The sequence below is a fragment of the Bacillus sp. JJ1764 genome (assembly GCF_036962145.1).
Classification (GTDB): domain Bacteria; phylum Bacillota; class Bacilli; order Bacillales; family Cytobacillaceae; genus Neobacillus.
Genome location: NZ_JBALNY010000139.1, coordinates 19,821 through 22,960 on the forward strand (window position 1 = coordinate 19,821; position 3,140 = coordinate 22,960).

The window sequence follows — 3,140 nt, forward strand, 5'->3', positions numbered from 1 at the left end:
AAGAGCAAAAGCAAAAGTATTTGGTCCCACAGGCTAAGGGTGAAAAAATCGGTGCATTTGGATTAACGGAGCCTGGAGCTGGTTCTGATGTTGCTTCTCTTGCCACTACAGCGGTTAAAGATGGTGACGATTACATTTTAAATGGTTCGAAAACGTGGATTTCACTTTGTGACTTTGCTGATCATTTTATCGTATTTGCCTATACGGATAAATCGAAAAAGCACCATGGTATTTCAGCGTTTATCGTTGAACGGACGATGCCTGGTTTCTCTTCAAAAGCCATTAAAGGAAAACTGGGAATTCGTTCCGGTAACACTGGTGAGCTATTCTTTGACCAGGTTAGAGTGCCAAAAGAAAATTTATTAGGTCAAGAAGGTGAAGGATTCAAAATCGCGATGGCTGCGCTCGATAATGGTCGATTTACCGTTGCCGCAGGGGCTGTAGGCCTTATCATGGCATCGTTAGAAGAAAGTGTGAATTATTGCCATGAACGAAAAACGTTTGGGAAAGAAATTGGGAAGCATCAGTTAGTTCAACAAATGCTTGCCAACATGGAAGCAGGTTTGCAGATGAGCCGATTGTTGGTATATCGCGTTGGAGAACTGAAAAACAAAGGTGTCCGTAACACCCGTGAAACCTCCCTTGCCAAATGGCAGGCCTGTGATTTTGCCAATAAAGCCGCTGATGATGCAGTCCAAATTCATGGAGCATATGGTTATTCCAGTGAATACCCGGTAGAACGATTCTTAAGAAACTCCAAAGCTCCGGTCATTTACGAAGGAACAAGAGAAATTCATACCATCATGCAAGCAGAATATGTACTCGGTTATCGGGAAGATAAACCATTAAATAACATGCTGCCGGCTTGGCCGTTCGAAAAAGAAACCGTTTCAAAATAAAATAGTATTGAGAGGGTGAAACGTATTTCACCCTCTTTTATTTTGATTGAGTTTAAAGACTTCTCGAGCCAATGATTCTAAAATATAAACCACCGGAACTTGGGTAGTAATATTAGCGTGGTCAAAAAATTCCTCCGTGACATAATAGGGAATATTTAAATCAGACATGTTGGCAATGGTAGAAAGTTTATTATTAGTAATACTGATGATTTTACTGCCTTCTTGTTTTAGCTGGTTAAGATGAGTCACAGTAAAAGAATTTTCTCCTGTCACCGATAAAGCGATTGTGACGCTATTTAGCCGGAGTTGCGAATGAATAGGAAACATAGGGTCCTTAATATATAATGAAAATTTCCCTAAACTGGAAAAGTATCTTGCCCCGTATTCTGCCAAAATACCTGAGCTGCCAATGCCAATAAAGATCACATTCTCTGCTTCTGTGATCAGTGATGCTGCTTGGCTAATTTTATCATCTATATCACCCTTTAATGTCCGTTCAAAGAATTCCATCACAGCATGTAATGAACTTTTGATGGTCGTGGTCTTGTTCTCTTCTAAGTACATTTTCAGCTTTACTTTAAATTCTGAAAATCCTTCACAATTAATTTTTCTGCAAAATCGTAAAATGGTCGCTGTGGATACATGAGTTTCATCTGCCAATTCACGAATTCGCATATATACCACTTTATTCATGTTTTGACTGATATAGTTGTAAATGGACAATTCAATTTCATTAAATGAGGTAATCATTTCGTTAGTAAACATATTTATTGGGGACTCCTCGCAATTTTATACTTCATTATACCATCGGTTTGATACACAGTGTTACAGTTATGTAACAAGTAACCATTATCCATACTTCTGACAACATGCCCTTCATTTATTTACTATCTTTCTATTTAAACTTACTATTTTTATATAGTCTTTAGAAAAAAGCTCATACTAACATGGTATATAAATGGTAGGAGGAAAAAAATGGGTAAGAATCGTTTTCCTGAAGGATTTTTATGGGGTGGAGCAACCGCAGCCAACCAATTAGAGGGTGCCTATAATGAAGGTGGCAAAGGTTTGTCTATTTTTGATATGGTAACTTTTGTTCCGAAAGAGGAACGAGGAAATGAAGGCATCGAGATGGATGTAACAAGTGAAAAAGAATTAGAGGAGCTATTAGCTGGCAAAAAAGGGGATAATTTCCCTAAACGCCGTGGTATTGATTTTTATCATCGTTATAAAGAAGATATCGCTCTATTTGCGGAAATGGGCTTTAAAACATTCCGGATGTCGATTTCCTGGCCGCGGATTTTTCCAAACGGAGATGATCTTGAGCCGAATGAAGAAGGATTAGCCTTTTATGATCGAGTGTTTGATGAGTTGCTGAAATATGGAATTGAACCTTTAGTAACCCTATCTCACTATGAGATACCACTTCATTTAGTACGCAAATATAATGGATGGGCCGACAGACGTTTGGCTGAGTTCTTTGTTCATTATGCAGAGACGGTATTTAAACGATATAAAGGAAAAGTAAAATACTGGTTAACGTTTAATGAAATTAATATCTCAGCCTTTTCACCCTATATCGGAAGCGGGATACTGGTTGATCGTGTTGAAAATAAGGAACAGGCCGTTTATCAGGCCCTTCATCACCAATTTGTAGCCAGTGCAAAAGCCGTAAAAGCTTGTCACGAAATTATTCCGGATGCAATGATTGGCTGTATGTTGGCACGTATGGAGGTGTATCCTGAAACGTGTAATCCGGATGATGTATTAGTTGCATTGGAAGAAGATCAAAAGAACTTATTCTTCACGGACGTTCAAGTTCGTGGATATTATCCAAGCTTCATGAACAAATATTTTGAAGAAAATAATATTAAAATTGACATGTTGCCAGGGGATGAAGAGATCTTATTGCAGCATACTGTCGACTTTCTATCATTTAGCTACTACATGACGATGGTTGCAAGTGGTTCCCCTGAAAAACTAAAGGAGAAAGGAAACTTCTTTAGCGGAGTTAAAAATCCATATCTACAATCATCCGATNNGTTTGCGAATTACTTTAAAGAAAATGTATGATCGTTACCAGGTGCCATTATTTATAGTTGAAAATGGGTTGGGTGCCTACGATAAAGTGGAAGAAGACGGTTCTATCAATGATGATTACCGAATTGATTATTTACGTGCCCATATCGATCAAATGGGAGAGGCCATTAAAGATGGTGTAGATCTTATCGGGTATACCAC

At 38.3% G+C, this 3,140-nt stretch carries 2 protein-coding genes and 1 pseudogene; 2 read left to right on the forward strand and 1 reads right to left on the reverse strand.

All coding sequences use genetic code 11. The features are described 5' to 3' along the window. Nucleotides 1–899, forward strand: an 899-nt coding sequence (locus tag V7083_RS18305; RefSeq protein ID WP_335480587.1) for an acyl-CoA dehydrogenase family protein, incomplete at its 5' end; no start/stop codon positions are given. Between the two features lie 27 nt (nt 900–926). On the opposite strand, the gene V7083_RS18310 is transcribed toward V7083_RS18305, so the two are convergent. Continuing rightward, nucleotides 927–1,664 carry a MurR/RpiR family transcriptional regulator gene (locus V7083_RS18310; RefSeq protein WP_335480589.1) on the reverse strand — a complete coding sequence of 246 codons (738 nt, stop codon included), beginning with the start codon at nt 1,662–1,664 and terminating at the stop codon, nt 927–929. A 210-nt stretch (nt 1,665–1,874) separates the two neighbouring features. Between V7083_RS18310 and V7083_RS18315 the strand changes: the two are divergent. Continuing rightward, nucleotides 1,875–3,140 (forward strand): annotated as a pseudogene (locus V7083_RS18315) (glycoside hydrolase family 1 protein); the annotation flags it as partial.

Bases quoted from the DNA above. Each gene is read 5' to 3' on its own strand.
- V7083_RS18310 (WP_335480589.1), bottom strand. From the start codon at position 1,664: ATGTTTACTAACGAAATGATTACCTCATTTAATGAAATTGAATTGTCC.